Genomic DNA, 20970 nt, shown 5'->3' with positions numbered 1-20970 from the left:
ATGCAACTCACGAATCGCTCCAAACAAGTCAGCAATAAAGAAATGACGCTGGCGGAAAAGATGTACCTACCTGCCGTTATTGGCGGGCTGGCCATCACGATCCGGCACTTCTTTCGCAAAAAGCCGACCATACAATACCCGGAGGTTAAGAAGTACCTCGGCCCCATTTACCGGGGTCACCACGTGCTGAAGCGCGACGAGCAGGGCCGCGAGCGCTGCACGGCCTGTGGCCTCTGCGCGGTAGCCTGCCCGGCCGAAGCCATTTCGATGGTAGCCGCCGAGCGTAAAAAAGGCGAAGAATCGCTGTACCGGGAAGAAAAATACGCGGCCGTTTACGAGATCAACATGCTGCGCTGCATCTTCTGCGGTCTCTGCGAAGAAGCCTGCCCCAAACAGGCCGTCTACCTGCGCCACGATCGTATGGTGCCGGTTTTTCAGGAGCGCGACGAGGTTATCTACGGCAAAGATCGGCTGGTTGAGAAAATGGATGATCGATACGTTCGTATTGCCAGTTCAGAAGTGCAGGCCACCCCAACCGAGCCGAGCCTGACCCGGGCCGCTACCTAGCGTTTGTCCGCGAGGGTCATGCGTAGTCTGGTTGTGCTAACGTAAAAAGCAGGCTACGCATGACGATCTCCGATGACAATCTCCGACCATTAATGACTACACGTCCATGACTGAGACTATTACTTTTTTCAAGACACTTACGCCAACAGGCTACCTGTTTCTGGCGTTGACCGCCCTGACCCTGTTGAGTGCTATCAGCGTGGTAACGGCCCGTAACCCGATCTACAGCGTACTGGGACTGATTGCAACGTTCTTCTGTCTGTCGGGGCATTACATTCTGCTGAATGCTCAGTTTCTGGCAGCCGTCAACATCATCGTATACGCCGGGGCTATCATGGTTCTGTTCCTGTTTACGATTATGTTTCTGAACCTGCGGAAGGAAGATGAAGAATCGAAAACGAATCTAACCAAAATGGCGTCCGTTGTGGTGGGTGGCATACTCATGGTCATGCTCATTACCATCTTCAGAGCCAAAAGTGCGCAGGTGCCGGTCGTGAACGCAACCACCTTCGACGCCAAAACGGGTCTGGTCGAAAATCTCGGCAACCTGCTCTACAGCGATTATATTCTGCCCTTCGAGCTGGCGTCAGTCCTGTTCCTGGTGGCTATGGTCGGCGCCGTTATGCTGGGCAAACGCGAAGCCGGCGACCGCCATTTTTAAACGATTAGGCTTTTCATAAGCGCTAAGCCACTCTTTAGGGAGTGGCTTTTTTTATGCCCGCCCCACCGCCAGACCGGCATCTGATCGAAACCTGGCATAAACCGTATGCTTGCATAACAATTTTGTGTAGGTTTGTAATTATTCCCCCAGGCAATTAGTTAACAGACTAGATGCCTGCTTAACCAGTAATCTAGACAAACATGGACGCATACATTGTTGCCGGATATCGCACAGCTGTGGGCAAAGCTCCGCGTGGTGGTCTCCGCTTAACTCGCCCCGATGACATGGCGGCCGAGGTTATCAAACATTTGCTGAGCCAGGTCCCCAATCTGGATCCGGCCCGCGTAGAAGACCTTATTGTTGGTAATGCCGTACCGGAAGCCGAGCAGGGCATGCAGATTGCGCGGTACATTGCGCTGTTGTCGTTACCGAAAAGTGTGCCCGGCTTTACGATAAACCGCTACTGCGGCTCAGGGCTGGAGGCCATCGCGATTGCCTCTGCCAAGATCCACGCGGGTCTGGCCGACTGCATCATTGCGGGGGGTACGGAGTCGATGTCGCTAGTGCCGGTGATGGGCTGGAAAACCGCCCTCAACTACGAAATAGCCAAGCAGAACCCTGACTACTATATCGGCATGGGCCTAACGGCTGAGCAGGTTGCGCAGCAGTTTGGGATCAGCCGCGACGCTCAGGACGAATTTGCCTATGAGTCGCATCAGAAAGCGCTCGCAGCCCAGGCCGCTGGCAAATTCACCGATGAGATCGTACCCATCAAGGTCAGCGAAACCTATTTCGACGCCGACAGTAACAAAAAGAAGACCCGCGAGTGGACGGTAGCGCAGGACGAAGGTCCCCGTAAAGATACCAGCGCCGAAGGGCTGGCTAAGCTAAAGCCCGTTTTCGCGGCTGGCGGGTCTGTTACGGCCGGCAATTCCTCGCAAACCTCCGACGGAGCCGCTTTTGTGCTGGTCATGTCCGAAAAGCTGGTGAATGAACTAGGCCTGAAACCGGTTGCGCGCATGATGTCGTACGCATCGGCCGGGGTCGAACCCAAAATTATGGGTATCGGTCCGGTAGCGGCTATCCCCATTGCGCTGAAAAAAGCCGGCCTTAAGCAGGACGACATTGAACTGATCGAGCTGAACGAAGCCTTCGCGGCTCAGTCGCTGGCCGTTATTCAGGAGCTTGACCTCGACCGTAGCCGGATCAATCCAAACGGAGGAGCTATTGCGCTCGGCCATGCCCTCGGCTCAACCGGGGCCCGGCTATCCGTGCAGCTGCTAAACGAGATGCGCCGTCAGGATCAAACCTACGGCATGGTTTCGGCCTGCGTGGGTGGCGGACAGGGAGTGGCCGGTATTTTTGAGCGACTCAACTAAGTTGGCCCGACCGCGGTATACGCACTGGAAACGAGTTTTACAGAAGTCGGGGCGCGGGGGGGGGGTGTTGAAAAAAAACCCCGCCCCCCCGGGTGTGTGTTTTTTTTTGCTTCTAAACCCCCGTCCCCCCGACTTCTGTATGCCAGCGTATTACTGTTTCTTCCGGATAATGAGCCGCTGGCCTACTTCTATAGAGTAATTCTTCAGGTTGTTCCAGCGCATGAGGTCGGGAATGGTTACGTTGTTGATCAGAGCCACCCGGTACACCGTCTGCCCGGGCTTCACGACGTGGTACGTCACTTTATCGGGCCGTTCTACAACGTAGGTGTTCACGATGCGCTCCGGCGCGGGCCGGGGCGCCGGTGGCGTAACCGACGGACTTGCGCCCCGGACGGGGGGTACCGCCACGGCCAACTCCTGCCCGATCTCGAGCGGAATCTTTTCAGAGAGGTTATTCCAAAAGTACAATTGCTGGGGCGTCACTTTGTACAGCTTTGCAATGCTATAGTACGTCTGGCCCGCTTTCACGACGTGTATCCGAACCTTGTCCTGTGGCTGTTTGATAACGGGAGCCACCGTAGTCAGCACTGGCGTTGGTGTCCTGGCTATCGGTGCGGCCACCCGTGGTGCACCCGCTGTATCGACAGCTGGTTGACTACGGGGTACCTGCGTTACCGTGGGCGCTACCAGCCTGGGCGGCTGAGCGGTTGTGTCCACACGCGGGGGCTCTTTTTTGGCCATCAGCGTATCGGCCACAGGGGCTGGCTCTGGTTCGGGTACGGGAAGCGGCAGCGCCTGGTACTCGACCGGCTGGTTACTGGGTCGCTTTTTTTGCAGCCATAGAATTCGACCGGCCCGCACCCGCTGCCTGGGTTCGAGCCGGTTGAACCGCAGCAACGAACTCAGCCGCACCCCGTACATGTTCGACACATCGCGCAGGGTCTGGTTCCTCTGTACAACGTGGAACGGTACTTTGGCCCGCTTTGCCTTCCGTTCCAGGTAATAAACCTGACCCGGCCAGATTACGTCCTGCTCGGCCAACTCGTTGTAATCCAGAAATTTTTTCACCGACAGGTCGCCGTAGTAAGCCAGCGTGATTGCGTTCTCACACGGTTGGGCCTGAACGCCCCGCATGTCGTTGATTTTGTAGAAAACGGCCGACGATCGCAGCCCTTCTTCCCGGTAGGGCATTTTGAGCAACAGCGGGAATCCCACGTCTCTAAGCCCCCCCACCTGGCTGGCCGCCCCCGCCATCGACGCAGCCCGCACCAGCGGAAACTCGTCGGTCGTTAACCGGATCAGCACCGGATAGTCGTCGCCCACGGGTACGGTCTGCTCTTTCAGCCATCTGTTATAGGGCGAAAACCGGTCAATCCTGAGTTCCAGCTGTTTGGCGATGGTTACCAGCGACTTCCCCCCGCTGTTCCGATACGGATAAACGACAAACGAAGCCGCCGGTTTATAGATGGGCTCCTCATGCTCGACGGCTATCTTTCGGGCCAGAATTTTCCAGAGCAGCGGAGGACTGCCTGGCTCAACCAGCAGCGTAGTATTGTTGTCGGGAACGGGCTCGCTGGTCGAAGCACGAACGTACCGCAGCAGCAGCTGAACGGCATCGCCCCGACTCCGCTCCTGCAGCCGCTTGATGTAGGTAGCAACGGCCTCGGTAGCCAGCATCGGGTGCAATCGGGTATCGACAGCGTTGTCGATGCGCAGGCCCAGCCGCCAGGCCTGCGCCGGCGATAGCGACCAGTAGGCAGGTTCGGCAGGGCTAAAGGGCAGGGCCGCGTAGCGAAAATCGACGGCCAGATCGGCATCGTCCAGATACGGTTGCAGCAGCGGAGTCAGCTGCCGGAGGGCATCAACATCCTGCTCCAGCTGGCTTCGATTGGCGTAGATCTGCCGGATTTCCTGCTGAATCTGGTAACGGACCGGTTCGCTTACGTAGATGGTAGCGCCACCAAAGCGAATCTCAGCAGGCACTTCGGGTAATGACTGGGCAACCACTAATTCACTACATGTAGCTACGGCAAGAAAAACTCTTAATACTTTACTTACTGCCCAGTGTTTAATCATAAAAAAGTTGATTAGGCGCTAATACCTAAAAACTGTGGTAACATACTACTAGCCCTATCACTCAAATGTAATCAGTTTCACTATATCTTACCTGCATGTTAAAGAGGCTACATAGGAGTATTTATTGAAAGGCCGTTACCTTCTTTTGGTAGCAGACCCAGATTTTGCAGGACTTTTTTGCGGCTTTTTTTGTTATTAGTATGCTTGCATACCATTAACAAACTTCTTTTCTTTGTACTAGATTAGTATGCAAGCATAACAACCCTATTAACTATGATTGCGACAGAGCCCAAAGCCTCCATCAAGGGTGGTGAGTTTTTGATTAAAGAAACCGATGCTGCCCAGGTATTCATTCCTGAAGAGTTTACCGAAGAGCAACAGATGATTGCGGCAACCTGCCACGAATTTCTGGAGCGCGAAATCTGGCCGCGGCTGAACGAGATCGATACCGCCAAATCGCCGGAGTTGATTTCTTCGCTGATGGACAAAGCCGGTGAGTTGGGCTTGCTCGGTACGGGTGTACCGGAAGAGTACGGCGGTTTCGGTATGAACTTCAACACCTCCATGCTGGTAGCTGAAGTAACCGGCGCGGGCCACTCGTTCTCGGTTGCCCTGTCGGCCCATACCGGTATTGGTACCCTCCCCATTGTCTACTACGGCAACGACGACCAGAAGTCGAAATACCTGCCCAAACTGGCAACCGGCGAGTGGAAAGCCGCTTACTGCCTGACCGAGCCCGACTCAGGTTCAGATGCCAACTCGGGTAAGACCCGCGCGGTACTGAGCGAAGACGGCAAACACTATATCCTGAATGGCCAGAAAATGTGGATTACCAACGGCGGTTTTGCCGACGTCTACATCGTATTTGCCAAAATAGACGACGGCAGCGGGCAGCCCGACAAAAACCTGTCGGCTTTCATCGTTGAAAAGTCATTCGAGGGAATTACCATGAATGAGCCGGAGCACAAGATGGGAATCAAAGGCTCCGATACGCGCCAGATCTTCTTCAACGACACCAAAGTACCGGTAGAGAACCTGCTGTCTGAGCGTGGAAACGGGTTCAAGATCGCCGTAAATATCCTCAACATCGGCCGGATCAAGCTGGGCGTTGCCGCTATTGGCGGGTCGAAAGAAGTGATCAACAACGCCATCCGCTACTCGAACGAGCGGAAGCAGTTTAAAACGCCCATCTCGCAGTTTGGTGCCATCAAGCATAAACTCGCCGAGATGGCCATCAAAGTATACGCGTCCGAAACGGCCAGCTACCGCGCCGGTCAGAACATCGACGACCTGATCGAGGATCTGAAAGAACAGGGTATGGACGATGCGTCGGCCAAGCTGAAGGCGCTGGAGCAGTTTGCGATCGAATGTGCCATCATGAAAGTGCACGGCTCGGAAGTGCTCGACTACGTGGTAGACGAAGGTGTACAGGTATACGGTGGTATGGGCTACTCGGCCGACGCGCCGATGGACCGCAGCTACCGCGACGCCCGCATCAACCGAATCTTCGAAGGCACGAACGAGATCAACCGGATGCTGGTGGTCGATATGCTGCTGAAACGGGCCATGAAAGGTGAGCTCGACCTGATGGGCCCGGCTATGGCCGTTGCCAAAGAGATCATGTCGATTCCGGATTTCAACGCCGAGGAAGAAGAAGGGCTGTTCATTGCCGAGAAGAAAGTACTTCGGAACCTCAAGAAAGCAGCCCTGATGGTAGCCGGTGCCGCCGTGCAGAAATTCATGGCCAACCTCTCCAACGAGCAGGAAATCCTGATGAACGTAGCGGACATGGCCATCGAAATCTACGTAGCCGAGTCGGTGCTGCTACGGATCGAGAAGCTGATTGGCACCAAAGGAGAAGCCGCCGTTGACCTTCAGAAACAAATGGCGCTGGTCTACCTCCACGAAGCCGTTGAGAAAGTAAACAACGCCGGCCGGGCCGCCATTACGTCCTTCGCCGAAGGAGACGAGCTGCGCGGTATGCTGATGGGACTGAAACGGTTCACCAAAATCGAGCCGATGAATCTCAAAGATGCCCGCCGTCAGATTGCCGACGCCATGATTACCGAGAACAAGTATATATTTTAATCCTGAGAGGTTTTTTTCTGAACTTTCAGTTGGAGGTTGCCGCCAGAAAGTCGCTTTCCAGTTTGGGAAGCGACTTTTTTTTGTTCGGCGCTGACCCTGCTGACATAGGGCTGTCACTAGTCAGGCTGATCTTTGTTGTAGTTATTTACTAAACACAAATACACATGACAACTGACGTACTTATTCCCGAAAAAGCCCTCGCCGAAAGTAATGTTGTCCCGTTCACCGCCCTCACCGTTGGGTTACGCGCCACCCTGCTCACAGCGGCCGATCGGGGCGGGGCAGCTACCCAGCAGTTGCTGTCTGAAGCCGCCCGGCTGGGTCTCGACATGACCCAGCCCGTTCAGTGGATGTACACCGGCGTCACTGGCGACGAAACCAACGAATTCGATCTGGAGATTGCCCTGCCCATCGGGTCAGCGGCTCCAGTTCTGCCAAACCATCCGTTTCAGGTCAAAACGTTCCCCGCTTTTCACTGCCTGCATTATACCTACACCGGCCCCTGGAGCGAGTTTATGCCGGTTTATGACGCACTCTTCGCGCAGGTAGAGGCCGGAAATTACCGCCACAATCAGTGCGTTCGGGAGGTCTACAGCGTCGTAAATCTGGAAGCGCCTGACCAGTGCGTTACCGATATTCAGATCGGCCTGACTAAGTAACCGGTCGGCCCGATGCCTGTTGATAGAAAAGAGCTGTATACGCGGGTAAAGTACCCGTATACAGCTCTTTTTGCAGTATGAAAACACCGACTCCACTCTCGCGCCGAACCTTCCTCAACACCCTGGGCGCATCGGCCATTACCCTTCCCGCTCTGACCGACGTCCTGGGTCGGCCCATCACGACCGCGGGCAATCAGGATCGCAAACTGGGTATTGCCCTGGTTGGCCTGGGCAGTTATAGCAAAAACCAGCTCGCCCCGGCGTTGCAGCAGACCAAACACTGCCGCCTGGCCGGTATTGTGACGGGTACGCCCGCCAAAGCCGAGGAATGGATGCAGAAATACAACATTCCGAAGGCCAACGTGTACGAATACAAAACCTTCGACCGGATTGCCGATAACAAAGATATCGACGTCATCTACGTCGTACTGCCCAACTCGATGCACGCCGAGTTTGTGATTCGGGCAGCCCAGGCCGGTAAGCACGTCATCTGCGAAAAGCCCATGGCCATCACCGAGAAAGATTGCCAGTCGATGATCGATGCCTGCAAAAAAGCTAATAAACAACTGGCCATCGGCTACCGCCTGCATTACGAGCCCTTCACGAAAGAGGTGATGCGGCTAGGCCAGGAGAAAGTATTCGGCCAGGTCAAGTTCATCGAGAGCAGCGATGCGTTCCGGATTGGCGACCCCACCCAGTGGCGGATGAAAAAATCGATGGCGGGTGGCGGGCCACTGATGGACGTAGGTATTTACGCCGTTCAGGGCGCGCGCTACGTAACGGGCGAAGAACCGGTTTCGGTTACGGCCCAGTTCTCCCCGAAAACCGAACCGCAAAAGTTCAAGGACGTGGAAGAGACCCTGTTCTGGCAATTCCGGTTTCCCAGCGGGGCCGTCAGCAACTCGACAACCAGCTACACGGCGGGTGTGGAGCGGCTCTACGCATCCTGCGAAAAAGGCTGGTTCGAACTGTCGCCCGCCTTCGGCTACGGTCCCCTCAAAGGCCGCACCAGCAAAGGCCCCATCGAACAGCCCGTTGTGAACCACCAGGCCATGCACATGGACGGCGTCTGCAAAGACCTGCTCGACGGTAAGACCCTGCCCGGCCACATCACGGGCGAAGAGGGCAAACGCGACGTTCGGCTGCTCCAGGCCATCTACCGCGCGGCCGAAACCGGCAAAACGATCTCCCTGTAAGGCCTATATGAGCTGATTTCCCGCCGTCGACGTAGAAGCGGGTCAGACCGAAAGCCGTATCTTTGTAGCCTTGTATCTCCGGTAGCAGGATGCTGCCGGAGATAAGGCTCTTATGACAGACGTAGTAATTATTGGGGGCGGCATTGTGGGGCTGGCTACCGCCCTGCAAATCAAACAGCAGCGACCCGGTCTGAGCGTTGTTCTCATCGAAAAAGAACCCGCCGTAGCCCGTCACCAGACCGGCCATAACTCGGGCGTCATTCATTCCGGGCTGTACTACAAGCCCGGCTCGCTCAAAGCGACCAACTGCATCCGTGGGTATCAGATGCTGCTCGACTTCTGCCAGGCCGAAGGTGTACCCTACGAGCTGTGCGGCAAGATTGTAGTAGCTACCAAACCCGACGAGTTACCACAGCTCGATATTCTGTTCGAACGGGGCCAGCTGAACGGGCTGACCAACATCCGTAAGATCTCCGCCGGAGAAATGCGCGACATTGAGCCGCACGTAGCCGGCATAGCGGGCATTGCCGTGCCGTATACCGGCATTATCGACTACACCCAGGTTTGCGAAAAATTGGCCCAAAAGTTTCAGCAGCTCGGGGGCGAGTTGCGCCTGAACGAGCGCGTTGAGCAGGTAACACCCGGCACCAGCCTGAGCATTGTGGTGACCAACCGTAGCCGGTACGAAACCAAACTCGTTGTGAACTGCGCCGGTCTCTACTCCGACAAAATTGCCCAGCTGACGCAGCGCGACCCTGTCGATGTTCGGATTGTGCCCTTCCGGGGTGAGTACTTCAAACTCAAACCGCACAAGGAACACCTGGTCAAACATCTGATTTACCCGGTTCCCGACCCGAATTTCCCGTTTCTGGGCGTTCACTTTACCCGCATGGTTCACGGGGGCGTTGAAGCCGGTCCGAATGCGGTACTGGCGTTCCGGCGCGAGGGCTATACCAAGTCCGATGTGAATCTGAAGGAGTTGTACGAAACCCTGTCGTGGCCCGGTTTTCAGAAAGTAGCCGCCAAATACTGGCAAACGGGCCTGGGCGAAATGTACCGCTCGTTCTCGAAGGCGGCTTTCACCAAAGCGCTTCAGGCGCTGATTCCGGCCATCCAGGAAGACGACCTCGAAGAAGGGGGTGCGGGCGTACGCGCGCAGGCCTGCGACCGTACCGGCGGGCTGCTCGACGATTTCGCGATTCTGGAGACCGACAAGGCCATCAACGTGGTCAATGCCCCGTCGCCGGCAGCCACCTCGTCGCTCTCGATCGGGCAGACCGTGTCGGAAAAAGTGTTGAGCCGATTCTGAGCAAACAATAGCCGCCGGGCGGTGTTTTCTGGTTGTACCTTTCACGAAACTAGACGTACTCATGAACGCCATCAATCCCATCGAAGCCCTCGAAACACCGTCTGATCTGGCCGAATCAGGCCGGGAGAAGGTTGCCGAAGCGCTCAACCGGCTGGTAGCCGATTCGTTTGCACTGTATATCAAAACCAAAAACTACCACTGGCACGTATCGGGTCGCCATTTCCGCGATTATCACCTGCTGCTCGATGAACAGGCCGACCAGATTTTCGCCACGATCGACCCGCTGGCCGAGCGCGTCCGCAAGATCGGCGCCAATACCATCCGCTCAGTAGCTCATATTGCCCAGCTCCAGCGCGTCAAGGACAATGACGATGATTTCGTTGCGCCGAAAGATATGCTGCTCGACCTCATTGCCGAAAACAAAAAAATGGCCGGCAACATGCGCGATACCCACAAACTGGCCGACGAAGCCGAGGATGTAGCCACGGCCAGCCTGCTCGAGAACTTTATCGACGAAACCGAACGACGGACGTGGTTCCTCTTCGAAACCACCCGCGACCTGAACTAATTTATCGTTGTCCTGGTCGGTTTACGGGCTGGCGCGTATATTGGCCAGCCCGTAAACTGACCATTTATTTCGCATATCCCCACCATGAAAGTTCGTCCTTCTGCTTTGATCTGGCGATATTTCGAGAACCAGACCGAAGTCCTGCTCATGCGCTACCAATACGGCGGGCAGGATGTTTTTGCGCTGCCCGGCGGCAACTGCGACCGGGGCGAAACCCTGCCCGAAACCGTTACCCGCGAACTCCGCGAAGAACTGGGTGTCTCTGTCGATATTGGCGAGATGATTCTGGCGGGCGAGATGCTGCTGACCGAGCGTAACGATGATGTGCTACACGTCGTTTTTGCGGCCCGAAACCTGCAGGGCGAACCCACGCTCAACCCCGCCGAAACTACCGCGCTCGAGCTGGTCTGGGCGCCCGTTGTCGGTCTCGATCAGCTGAACCTATACCCCAATATCGGCGCCAAAATTCAGCCCTGGTTTAGTACCGCAACGTATCTGGGCTATGTGGGTCGGATTGAGCAGAAGTATTTCGGATGAAGCTCCCTCCTGCCATAGCTACGGTGCTGGCCAGCAATCCCCACATCATGGGCGAGTAGTCGGTCTCGAGCCAGATACAACCCAGCCAAACCACCAAGCCGGCCGCCATTGACCACAGGCAGCCGGTCAGGTTGGCGCGTTTCCAGTAAATACCGGCCGTAAGCGGCACGAACAAAGACACCAGACTAAACGCCGACGACTCACCGACGAGATCGAAAATGTTGGTATCGCGGGCGGTGCTCATGATGACGCAGATAAGGGTAATCACCACAATAGCCCAGCGAATGACACGCAACAGCGCCTGATCGGGCAGGTCGGGCCGAAAAAACTTGACAATATTTTCGCCGAAGACGGTAGCCGGCGCCAGGATAGCCCCGCTCGACACGCTCAGGATGGCCGACGATACCGCCCCGAAAAACAGAATCTGTAACGGCAGGCTTCCGTGCTGCATCACCATGTTCGGGATAATCAGCTGACCGTCGCCGGGCAGGTTCGGGTGCAAAATCCTGGCGCTCAGCGCGATGAACAGCGGGAGCATTGCAATGGTCAGGTACAGGCCCGACGCCAGGTACGACGCCCGAACGGACGTATCTTCTGTTTTTGCGGCCATAACCCGCTGAAAAATATCCTGCTGCGGAATACTGCCCAAGCCGATGGTGAACCAGGCCGCCAGGTACTCGACCCAGCCTTTCAGCGTCGGATGAGGCAGAAACCGAAAAAAGCCCGGCCGGGTCCGTTGCTGAATGGTTGCCCAGCCACCAACCTCCTGCCACAGAATGACGCCCAGCACGGCCAGCGCCACCACGATGATCAGGTTGTGGAAAAAGTCGGTTATCGAGATGGACCACATACCGCCCAGCAGCGTGTAGATCATGACCACCAGCGCACTGAACAGAATACAATACTCGCGGGGCACGTCGGTAACCACACTCAGCACAATACCGATGGCAATCAGCTGGGCCGCAATCCAGCTGAAGTAGGACGGAATCATCATAACAGCCGATAACAGCTCGGCCGATCGCCCGAACCGAATCCGGAAGTAGTCGCAGAAGGTGGTAATCCCCATCCGGTAGAGCGGCCGCGTAAAGAAAGCGCCCACCAGAAACAGACACAGGGCCGACCCGAACGGCTCTTCGATAACGGCCTGAACGCCCCCCTCTACAAACATGGCCGGAGCACCCATGAGCGTCTCGGACCCGAACCAGGTGGCAAACGTTACCGAAGCCGCCAGCACCAGCGGCAACCGCCGACCGGCCAGCACAAAATCCTGCGAGGTCGTTACGCGCCGGGATGCCCATACACCAACGCCAATATTAGAGAGCAGGTAGAGCGCAATACAAAGCAGCAGCATTGGCTAAGGGAGTAACTATAAAAACACAGCCTGCACAAGGTAAAGACCTCTGTGCAGGCTGTGCTTATCAATACATATTGGCAATCAGAGCTTAAGCGTAGCGGGCAGGTACTTGGCAATCAGATCTTCGTAGTACGGTTTCAGCTCGCTGACAACGGGTGGCTTCGGGCTTTTCGAGTACAGATCATACGGGTTGAACTTCCGCACCCACTCAAACATCTTGTGATCGTGCTCGTCCATGAGGTGGCTATACGCTTCTTCGCGGTGCTGCGCGTAGAACGAGTGGTAACGCATCATATACAGCGCAGGCTCGGGCATATAGTTCTTCATCATCTGATACAGGTACTCGTCATGGCCCCACGACATATGCACGTTACGCAGGCCGCAGTTGGGCTCGTATACGCCATATTTGGTATTGTAGCGCTCGTCGCGGCTGTCAGGATTGTTGGCAAAGTATTCGGGGTAAACGACCCGGTCGGAATGAGCGCAGCCCACCGGGAACGTATCGCCCACCACGGCCCACTGCGGTTCGCCAAACAGGCAAAGTACCTTACCCATGTCGTGCAGGAAGCCCGTCAGCACAAACCAGTCGGGATGTCCGTCGGCCCGGATGGCTTCGGCAGTCTGGAGCAGGTGTTGCAGCTGATCGAGGTCGGTATCGGGATCGGAATCATCGACAAGCGTATTCAGAAACTCCATGGCTCCCCAGACCGGCAGCTCTTTTTTATCGAACGACAGAAATTCCCGTTCTTTCTCCAGTACGAAATCGTACGTCTGGTACGTATGATTAAGCCGGTAGAACTCCCGCACCGTATCCCGCTCAGGATTGTCGTAGTTGCGGTAGTCTTCTTTGGCCTTATGTTCCGGTTCAGGATAGCGTGTCAGCAGGTCGTCTTCCCACTGATCGAGGCTGGCAAGGGGGCTCGGGTTGGCGTCGTTAAGAGCTGTCATGGCAAACGAGTTGATTTACAGCCGTGAATGTACAAAAAAATGCTATGCAGCAGAAAGCCCGCGTCGGCTCATCCCGGAAAATCTATGGGATGAGCCGACGTGGGCTTTCTGCTGGGTACTTACTTTATCGTACTGAAGTCGAACGTGTCGAGGAAAGCCGTTGTGAACTGACCGGATTTAAAGCCGGGATCGTCCATCAGCTTGATATGGAACGGAATGGTTGTCTTGATGCCTTCGATCACAAACTCCTGCAACGCCCGTTTCATCCGGGTAATCACTTCCTCACGCGACTGGCCCGAAACGATGAGCTTCGCGATCATCGAGTCGTAGTTTGGCGGAATGGTATAGCCAGCGTACACGTGACTGTCGACGCGGACACCGTGGCCGCCCGGCAGGTGCAACACCGTAATCTTACCCGGCGACGGGCGAAACCCGTTGGCGGGATCTTCGGCGTTGATGCGGCACTCCATGGCGTAGAGCTTCGGCGTATAGTTCCGGCCCGAAATTTCGGCGCCGGCCGCTACCTTGATCTGTTCTTTGATCAGGTCGAAGTCCGTTACTTCTTCCGTAATCGGGTGCTCGACCTGAATGCGGGTGTTCATCTCCATGAAGTAGAACTTCCCGTACTTGTCGACCAGGAACTCGATGGTACCGGCGCCTTCGTAGCCAATGGCCTGCGCGCCCTTGATGGCCGCTTCGCCCATTTCCTGACGCAGCGCATCCGATACAATCGGCGACGGCGTTTCTTCGACCAGCTTCTGGTGCCGGCGCTGGATCGAACAATCGCGCTCCGACAGGTGGCAAACGGTACCGTACTGGTCACCAACGATCTGGATTTCGATGTGGCGTGGTTCTTCTACGAACTTCTCCAGGTACAGCCCGTCGTTGCCAAAGGCAGCACCGGCTTCCGTACGGGCGTCGTTCCACGCTTTTTCGAACTCGTCTTCCGACCGGATGATCCGCATACCACGCCCACCACCACCGGCGGTTGCTTTGATAATAACCGGATATCCCATGTCGGCCGACAGGGTTTTACCTTCTTCGATGGATTCGAGCAGGCCTTCCGAGCCCGGAATAACCGGCACACCGGCTGCGCGCATGGTGGCTTTAGCCGTGGCTTTATCGCCCATGCCGTTGATCTGCTCGGCCGTAGCCCCGATAAACTTGATGCCGTAATCGGCGCAGATCTGAGAGAATTCGGCGTTTTCGGACAGGAATCCGTAGCCGGGGTGAATGGCGTCGGCGCCGGTTACTTCGGCCGCCGATATAATACTTGGAATGCTGAGGTATGACTGCCGACTGGGGGGCGGGCCGATGCATACAGCCTCATCGGCAAAGCGCACGTGCAGGCTGTCACGGTCGGCCGTCGAGTAAACGGCTACTGTCCGGATGCCCATTTCGCGGCAGGTCCGGATGATCCGCAACGCAATCTCGCCCCGGTTGGCAATGAGTATTTTCTTAAACATATAAATTGAGTGACTGAGTGATTGAGTGATTGAGTGATACGACGATACAAAGTTTCACTCAACCACTCAATCACCCAATCACTAATTAAATGGGTTCGACAAGGAACAGCGGCTGGTCGTACTCGACCGGCGTGGCATTTTCGACCAGTACCTTCACGATCCGGCCCGATACTTCAGACTCGATTTCGTTGAAGAGCTTCATGGCCTCGATGATACAGACCACCTTACCCTCCGAAACGTTATCGCCGACTTCAACAAATGAGGGCGTTTCGGGGCTCGACGACCGGTAGAACGTACCGATCATGGGCGACTTGATGGTCACATAGTTCGACGTGCTGGCCGGTGCTGCGCTGGGCTGGCTGGCAGCTACCGCAGGCGCAGGCGCTGACACCGACGGTGCCGCAACAGGCACCGGAGCCGGAACCGGCGCTACGGTAGTGGGCGATAGCTGCGCAACGGGCGAGGCCGTGCCATAGCGTTTCACGCTGATTTTCAGATCAGTCGTTTCGATGTTAACCTCGTCTAAACCCGACTGCGAGATGAAGTCGATTAGTTGCTGAATGTCCTGGGTGCTCATGCTAGTAATGATGAATGATGAACGATGAGTGATGAGTGAGTTATCGAAACAACGACGAACAGGGAAAAGCCCGAACCATCGGTGGTCATTCACCATTCATCTTTCCAAACCTTATTTCACTCGTTCTACGTAATCTCTCGTGCGTGTGTCGACCCGAATTTTCTGCCCCGAATCGATAAACAGCGGCACCATGATTTTAGCGCCCGACTCGACCTCAACCCGTTTTTTAGGGCTGTTGGCCGTATCGCCTTTGATACCGGGTTCGGCATAGGTTACTTCCAGTTCAACGAACGGGGGCAGTTCGCACGACAGCGGAGTTTCCGTATCGGCATTGATTACGATTTCCACTTCCTGCCCTTCTTTCATCAGATCGGCTCCATCAACCAGTTTTTCGTCCAGGTTGATCTGGTCGAACGTTTCCTGGTCCATGAAGTTGAAGCCGGCTTCGTCTTTGTAAAGGTACTGGAACTTCCGGCGTTCTACCCGAACCGGATAGATGGTAACGCCCGAGTTGAAGGTATTATCGATAACCCGGCCCGTTGTCAGGCTTTTGAGCTTGGTGCGCACAAACGCTGCGCCCTTACCCGGCTTGACGTGCTGGAATTCAGTTATCTGAAAGAGATCGTTGTTGTAGTTGATGACCAATCCGTTGCGGATATCTGCAGTTGTTGCCATTACTCACTTATGGTTTTCTATGTACAGGGTTCGGTTTTCGATAGAGGTGCGTCTGCACGTTAAACCGAAAACCGAAAACTCTTTACTCACTTAATACGCCCACTTTACGTAAGCGGCTCCCCAGGTAAAGCCACCGCCAAAGGCCGCCAGCACCAGGTTATCGCCTTTTTTGAGCTGCGATTCGTAATCGTGCAGGCACAGCGGAATGGTAGCCGCGGTTGTATTGCCGTACTTGTGAATATTCATCATGACCCGGTCGGCTTCGATACCCATCCGGTTTGCGGTAGCGTCGATGATGCGTTTGTTGGCCTGATGCGGCACCAGCCAGGCCACGTCGGAGCCCGCCAGGTGGTTCCGCTCCATGATTTCGGCTGATACGTCGGCCATGTTTTTCACGGCAAACTTAAACACCGACGGACCGTCCTGGTATACGTAGTGCCAGCGTTTCTCAACGGTTTCGTGGGTGGGTGGGTAACGGCTGCCGCCGGCTTTCTGGAACAGGTGGTTCTGCCCCACGCCGTCGGACCGGATAATGGAATCGAGGACGCCGAAGCCATCGGCATTGGGTTCCAGCAAAACCGCGCCGGCTCCATCGCCGAAGAGGATACAGGTTGTTCGATCGGTATAGTCGGTAATTGCCGACATCTTATCCGCCCCTACAATGACGACCTTTTTGTATTTGCCGGTTTCGATAAACTGCGTGCCGATGGTCAGCGCGTAGAGGAAGCCCGAGCAGGCGGCCTGTATGTCGAAACTACCTACGTTCCGGATACCAACCATGTCGCAGATCAGGTTGGCCGTACACGGAAATACGTAGTCGGGGGTGGTGGTAGCGCAGATCAGCAAGTCGATCTCTTCGGGTCGGGTGTTTGTCTTCTCGAGCAGGCCTGCCACCGCTTTGGCTCCCATATGCGACGAGCCCATGCCCTCCCCTTTCAGGATATGCCGTTCTTTAATGCCCGTACGGCTGGTGATCCACTCGTCGTTGGTATCCACCATACGCTCCAACTCAGCGTTGGTCAGCACGTAGTCAGGAACGTAACCGTGAATTCCAGTGATGGCAGCTTTAGTCATAAGTTGGTGGTAATTCGGAGCAGTAGTCGGTTAGGCGGATCTCGTTTGACGGAGGCCCCGCTTAACAAACGGCTGTCAACTCAGTGCTTGTGCAATTTTGGTGTACGCATCAGACTCAACCTGCCGGATTGCCAGTCCAATCATATTTTTGATGGCCAGGGGCGACGAGATGCCGTGGGCGATGATCACGTTGCCGTTTACGCCCAGGATGGGGCTACCCCCTACGGACTCGTAATTGGTTTTATCGATAAACTCATCGCTGATACCGCGCTGGGCAGCCATCGAGTAAAACGACTCACCCAGCTTAAACATGGTATTGCCCGTGAAGCCATCGGTTACGATAACGTCGGTTTTACCCGCGAAGAAATCGCCCCCTTCCATATTACCGATAAAATTGATCCGGCGGTTGTCTTTCAGGAGTTGGTGGGCGGCCTGGGCAACCAGAGAGCCTTTTTGCTCTTCGTGGCCGATGTTCATCAGCGCCACCCGGGGCCGGTCGATACCGAACGTATGCTGCGCGTAAAGCGACCCGATTTCGCCGAACTGAGCCAGCATTTCGGGCTTGCAGTCGGCGTTGGCGCCAATGTCCAGAATAACGGCATGACCACCGGTTATCTGGGGCACGAAGCCGGCAATACAGGGCCGCAATACGCCTTCTATCGCTTTGATACTGAACAGGGCACCAACGTGCATGGCGCCCGTATTGCCGGCGCTGCAGAAAGCCTGTACCTGTTTGTCTTTCAAAAGCTTAAACCCAATCCCGATGCTGGAATTGGGTTTCTGGGAGAGCGCCTTGGTGGGGTGCTCACTCATTTCGATTACGTCGTCGGCATTGACCAATTCGATTCGGGCACGGGCGCCAGCGGTGCCCTTATGCACTAACGGTTCCAGTACGGCTTGCTTGCCAATCAGGACAATAGCAACGCTTTCCGGCAATTCAGCAGCGGCTAGCAACACTCCATCCACAATCGCTTCCGGAGCGAAATCGCCACCCATTGCGTCCACTGCAATTTTCATTGACTCGGTCTGTTCAATAACTTACCCAGCTACGCCGGTTAAAAAAAATACGCGTAAAAATAGGCAGGCTACGGGCAATAAAAAAGTATTTCGCGTTCATCTTCAGGAAGACGTCAACGAAATACTTTCTATAAGATGCTGATAATTAAGCCGTTTTGGCGTAATTCTCGATGATCATCTGCCCTTTGTAAAACAGGTTACCCTCGAAAACGTGAGCGTGGTGACGCTCATGAACTTCGCCAGTCTGGGCGTCGGTCGAGAGGGTTACGGCCGTAGCCTTGTAGTGCGTTCTGCGCTTATCGCGCCGGGTGCTGGAGTGGCGTCGTTTGGGATGTGCCATGTTTTCTGAATTCTACGTTCTAAAGTTGTCTGGTCGTATTTTGTCGAGTTGGCAGCGCCGGAGACAACCAGTATACCCGGAGCGCCCTGCACTCTGTACTTCGTTAATTGTCGCTCAGCTTGCGCAAGGCAGCCCAGCGGGGGTCAATCGTATCGGGCTGATCGTCCTGATTAGCCTCGGGCTCTGCGTCTGACCGATAAACGAGTTTACCCGTCGATTCATCGTCCTCATCGTCTTCGTTCCGAAACCGGGGGTGAAGGCGTTTCATGGGCAATGAAAGACTCAGAAAATCAAATATGTACCGGGCCACGTTGATGGTCGCCGTGTTCCGTTCAATCAGTTCAATTTCATCGCTCAGCTCCTCGTTATGGTCGCCGAACTTAAGCAGCATCGTTTGCCGGGCATCGACCGGCTGATCATATTCATCGAGGCTACGGTCGCAAAGCTGCTCGACCGTGCCGGTAATATGAAAATCGAGACGGATCATCGTTTCCGACTTATCCAGAACCAGATGCGTCTGTATACTGCCTTTCTCGATCAAATCCTGCTCCAGCGCAGCAAAAAACGCGTTGTCCGACGTGAAGTCGTACTCGTGCCGTTTGTTTTCCAATCCAGCAATATGGATATCGTATGCGCGTAATGCGTTCACCTTTCTCTCTCCTCTTAAAACAGGACCGCAAAGGTACGAAACGTTTGTCAATCAGGAAAGTGCTAGCCAAAAAAGTAAAACAGGCTGATTTTTATTCACTTAATTCCCCGCCCGAACCAGCCCCGGCGCGGTCATTTCTGGCTCGTGACTGGCTGTTGCACACGCAGATTGTAGAACAGCGCGCTCAAATGCTAGTTTATCTGGAAACAGTGCTAACTTTAACCAGTACGATTATGGCCCAGTACCAGCTTGTCGAAAAACACGACATCGAACACCACAACGAATATTTTGAAGTGCGGACTACGCAGACCGACAATCCGCGCAGCCTGTTTTTTATTACCAACGAAGAAAATCTGGAAGATACGGCCGCCAGCATCATCACGGACCACCTGCCCGATGCCAAACACTGGACCGTTATCCCCCACCGCAAAGACCGCGACAACTTAATGTACGATATACAGTAGTGAGTGATGAGTTAGGAGCGATGAGCGATGAGTAATAAACCAGCCTGGCTCTCCACCACTCATCGCTCATCGCTCCTAACTCATCATTCAGAACACTACTCTTTCCTGCCCGCCCGATGGAACCTTTATTTGCTACTGACCAGACGAAAGCGCTGGTGCCCCGCATCCGGGAGTTCGTGCTGAACGAGCTGGTACCGCTCGAAACGAGTGAACACCTGACCGGAAATTTCTCAAAAGTAGCCGCTATTCTCGATCAGAAGCGGGAGCTGGTTCGTAAAGCCGATCTGTGGGGGCTGCAACACAGCCTCGACGAAGGCGGGCTGGGGTTGTCGCTCTGCGAGTTTGGCCAGGTCAGTGAGGCCCTGGCCTGGTCGCCGTTTGGGCATTACACCTTCAACTGCCAGGCGCCCGACATCGGCAACATGGAGCTGATGCACAAGTACGCGCCCGAGCCGCTGAAACGCCGGTACCTCGAACCCCTGCGCGATGGGCATATCCGCTCGTGTTTTTCGATGACCGAACCGGAGTTTGCCGGGTCGAACCCCACCCGCATGGGAACAACGGCCGTTCGGGTGGGCGACGACTGGGTCATCAACGGGCATAAGTGGTTTACCAGCTCGGCCGATGGGTCGGCGTTTGCGGTGGTGATGGCCGTTACCAACCCCGACGCGGCTCCGCACCGCCGGGCCAGCATGATTCTGGTCCCGACCGATACGCCGGGGTTTGAGCTGGTTCGTAATATCAGCATTATGGGCGACGGCTCCGACCACTGGGGCAGCCATGCCGAAGTGCGCTACACCGACGTGCGGGTGCCGGCAACCAACCTGATCGGGGGCGAGGGCATGGGCTTCGTGCTGGCGCAGGAACGGCTGGGACCGGGCCGCATTCACCACTGCATGCGCTGGATCGGTATCAGCGAGCGCTGCTTCGACCTGATGTGTCGACGGGCCGCTACCCGCGAGATGGAAGACGGTGTCATGCTGGGCGAAAAGCAGTTTGTTCAGGGCTGGATTGCCGAAAGTCGCGCGCAGATCGACGCGGCCCGGCTCATGGTGCTGCGAACGGCGCAGAACATCGACCAGTTTGGAGCGGCTGCGGTGCGTAACCAGATATCGGAAATCAAATTCTTCGTAGCCGACATCATGCTGAACGTGGTTGACCGGGCCATACAGACCTACGGCGCCATGGGCATCACCGATGATGTGCTGCTTCCCTGGTATTATCGCCACGAACGCGGAGCCCGGATTTACGACGGGGCCGACGAAGTACATAAAACCGCTCTGGCCCGGAGTATCCTGAAAGAGTATGGCCTCGACACCAAACGCAACAAACCCGCAGACCTGGCAGCCGCCCGCGCCTAGCGTAC

Annotated in this window: 21 protein-coding genes; 11 read left to right on the top strand and 10 right to left on the bottom strand. The window is 55.6% G+C overall.

Annotated features, from left to right (window positions below; all coding sequences use genetic code 11):
• The 3 genes from EQG79_RS18675 (at position 1) to EQG79_RS18665 (ending at position 2607) form a co-directional block, all read left to right on the top strand.
• Complete coding sequence (locus EQG79_RS18675) at positions 1–567, top strand: NuoI/complex I 23 kDa subunit family protein (RefSeq protein WP_077923058.1); 567 nt, start codon at positions 1–3, stop codon at positions 565–567.
• A gap of 106 nt (positions 568–673) precedes the next feature.
• Positions 674–1228, top strand: coding sequence for an NADH-quinone oxidoreductase subunit J family protein (locus EQG79_RS18670; protein WP_077923057.1), 555 nt, complete (start codon positions 674–676; stop codon positions 1226–1228).
• Positions 1229–1428: 200 nt separating this feature from the next.
• Positions 1429–2607, top strand: a complete 1179-nt coding sequence (locus EQG79_RS18665) for an acetyl-CoA C-acyltransferase (RefSeq protein WP_077923056.1) — start codon at positions 1429–1431, stop codon at positions 2605–2607.
• Between the two features lie 150 nt (positions 2608–2757).
• On the opposite strand, the gene EQG79_RS18660 is transcribed toward EQG79_RS18665, so the two are convergent.
• Positions 2758–4590: a LysM peptidoglycan-binding domain-containing protein gene (locus EQG79_RS18660; protein WP_161492796.1), complete on the bottom strand. Its 1833-nt coding sequence runs from the start codon at positions 4588–4590 to the stop codon at positions 2758–2760.
• A 366-nt stretch (positions 4591–4956) separates the two neighbouring features.
• Here EQG79_RS18660 and EQG79_RS18655 point away from each other — a divergent pair, with 366 nt between their 5' ends.
• From EQG79_RS18655 to EQG79_RS18630, 6 genes are all read left to right on the top strand, one after another.
• Positions 4957–6771 carry an acyl-CoA dehydrogenase family protein gene (locus EQG79_RS18655; RefSeq protein ID WP_129603169.1) on the top strand — a complete coding sequence of 605 codons (1815 nt, stop codon included), beginning with the start codon at positions 4957–4959 and terminating at the stop codon, positions 6769–6771.
• Positions 6772–6935: 164 nt separating this feature from the next.
• Entirely contained in the window at positions 6936–7430 is a 495-nt protein-coding gene (locus EQG79_RS18650) for a GyrI-like domain-containing protein (RefSeq protein ID WP_129603167.1), read from the top strand.
• Positions 7431–7507: 77 nt separating this feature from the next.
• Positions 7508–8626, top strand: a complete 1119-nt coding sequence (locus EQG79_RS18645; protein ID WP_129603164.1) for a Gfo/Idh/MocA family protein — start codon at positions 7508–7510, stop codon at positions 8624–8626.
• A gap of 112 nt (positions 8627–8738) precedes the next feature.
• Positions 8739–9935, top strand: coding sequence for an L-2-hydroxyglutarate oxidase (gene lhgO / locus EQG79_RS18640; RefSeq protein ID WP_077923052.1), 1197 nt, complete (start codon positions 8739–8741; stop codon positions 9933–9935).
• A gap of 61 nt (positions 9936–9996) precedes the next feature.
• Positions 9997–10503 carry a Dps family protein gene (locus tag EQG79_RS18635; RefSeq protein WP_077923051.1) on the top strand — a complete coding sequence of 169 codons (507 nt, stop codon included), beginning with the start codon at positions 9997–9999 and terminating at the stop codon, positions 10501–10503.
• 84 nt (positions 10504–10587) lie between these two features.
• On the top strand, positions 10588–11040 hold the full coding sequence (locus EQG79_RS18630) for an NUDIX hydrolase (RefSeq protein WP_077923050.1): 453 nt from the start codon (positions 10588–10590) through the stop codon (positions 11038–11040).
• On the opposite strand, the gene EQG79_RS18625 is transcribed toward EQG79_RS18630, so the two are convergent.
• From EQG79_RS18625 to EQG79_RS18585, 9 genes are all read right to left on the bottom strand, one after another.
• Entirely contained in the window at positions 10982–12391 is a 1410-nt protein-coding gene (locus tag EQG79_RS18625) for a sodium:solute symporter family protein (protein ID WP_129603162.1), read from the bottom strand. The two genes, EQG79_RS18630 and EQG79_RS18625, sit on opposite strands and share 59 nt — an antisense overlap.
• Positions 12392–12475: 84 nt before the next feature.
• Positions 12476–13342: an inositol oxygenase family protein gene (locus tag EQG79_RS18620; protein ID WP_077923048.1), complete on the bottom strand. Its 867-nt coding sequence runs from the start codon at positions 13340–13342 to the stop codon at positions 12476–12478.
• 119 nt (positions 13343–13461) lie between these two features.
• A complete protein-coding gene (accC, locus tag EQG79_RS18615) occupies positions 13462–14808 on the bottom strand; it encodes an acetyl-CoA carboxylase biotin carboxylase subunit (protein ID WP_077923047.1) in 1347 nt (448 codons plus the stop codon).
• 85 nt (positions 14809–14893) lie between these two features.
• On the bottom strand, positions 14894–15385 hold the full coding sequence (gene accB, locus EQG79_RS18610; protein WP_129603160.1) for an acetyl-CoA carboxylase biotin carboxyl carrier protein: 492 nt from the start codon (positions 15383–15385) through the stop codon (positions 14894–14896).
• Positions 15386–15496: 111 nt separating this feature from the next.
• Positions 15497–16060, bottom strand: coding sequence for an elongation factor P (efp, locus tag EQG79_RS18605; protein ID WP_077923045.1), 564 nt, complete (start codon positions 16058–16060; stop codon positions 15497–15499).
• 90 nt (positions 16061–16150) lie between these two features.
• Entirely contained in the window at positions 16151–17134 is a 984-nt protein-coding gene (locus EQG79_RS18600; RefSeq protein ID WP_077923044.1) for a beta-ketoacyl-ACP synthase III, read from the bottom strand.
• A gap of 75 nt (positions 17135–17209) precedes the next feature.
• Positions 17210–18151, bottom strand: a complete 942-nt coding sequence (plsX, locus tag EQG79_RS18595) for a phosphate acyltransferase PlsX (protein WP_077923043.1) — start codon at positions 18149–18151, stop codon at positions 17210–17212.
• A 145-nt stretch (positions 18152–18296) separates the two neighbouring features.
• Positions 18297–18491, bottom strand: coding sequence for a 50S ribosomal protein L32 (rpmF, locus tag EQG79_RS18590; protein ID WP_077923042.1), 195 nt, complete (start codon positions 18489–18491; stop codon positions 18297–18299).
• Positions 18492–18594: 103 nt separating this feature from the next.
• Positions 18595–19140: a YceD family protein gene (locus EQG79_RS18585; protein ID WP_077923041.1), complete on the bottom strand. Its 546-nt coding sequence runs from the start codon at positions 19138–19140 to the stop codon at positions 18595–18597.
• A 233-nt stretch (positions 19141–19373) separates the two neighbouring features.
• On the opposite strand from EQG79_RS18585, the gene EQG79_RS18580 reads away from it, so the two are divergent.
• Positions 19374–19604, top strand: coding sequence for a hypothetical protein (locus EQG79_RS18580; RefSeq protein WP_077923096.1), 231 nt, complete (start codon positions 19374–19376; stop codon positions 19602–19604).
• 116 nt (positions 19605–19720) lie between these two features.
• Complete coding sequence (locus EQG79_RS18575) at positions 19721–20965, top strand: acyl-CoA dehydrogenase family protein (RefSeq protein ID WP_129603158.1); 1245 nt, start codon at positions 19721–19723, stop codon at positions 20963–20965.
• The last annotated feature ends 5 nt before the right edge of the window (positions 20966–20970 follow it).

It is taken from the genome of Spirosoma sordidisoli (assembly GCF_004138325.1).
GTDB classification, from domain to species: Bacteria; Bacteroidota; Bacteroidia; order Cytophagales; family Spirosomataceae; genus Spirosoma; species Spirosoma sordidisoli.
The sequence above is the reverse complement of the archived record's forward strand: the minus strand, read 5'-3'. Positions and strand labels throughout refer to the sequence as shown.